Origin of the sequence: Parendozoicomonas verongulae, from assembly GCF_009711465.1 — a bacterium.
GTDB classification, from domain to species: Bacteria; Pseudomonadota; Gammaproteobacteria; order Pseudomonadales; family Endozoicomonadaceae; genus Sansalvadorimonas; species Sansalvadorimonas verongulae.
The window spans coordinates 877-1,219 of the sequence record NZ_SMME01000529.1; the positions used below are offsets into that span (position 1 = coordinate 877).

Genomic DNA, 343 nt, shown 5'->3' on the forward strand with positions numbered 1-343 from the left:
CAGCGCGTACATCACAATATGAGGGGTGAGTGACCCAGCGGCTGACAATATAACCATCGTCGTAAAGACCAGCATAACAAGGCTACGTTGCTATCTTCTTTGTTCTTTTTTATAGGAAGGATGGGAATGGTCTTCAAACTGAACGTTGTTGTCACCAGCCTCTGCATAGCAATCGGCCTGTCTTCATCTGGCACATTTGCAGTAAAAATCAAGAGTCAACCAATCCGCTCTATTCGATCACAACCACTTGTTGTGATCTCTACAGGCAACATCGCTATACAAGCTACGGACAGCACGCATATCCATCCCCATCAAACAACATCCTGCGTCATAGACAAGACAA

At 45.5% G+C, this 343-nt stretch carries 1 protein-coding gene; it reads left to right on the forward strand.

Going from position 1 to position 343, the window contains the following annotated elements; genetic code table 11:
- Positions 1-126: 126 nt before the first annotated feature.
- A partial coding sequence (locus E1189_RS24690; RefSeq protein ID WP_230459946.1) for a hypothetical protein occupies positions 127-343 on the forward strand: 217 nt, incomplete at its 3' end.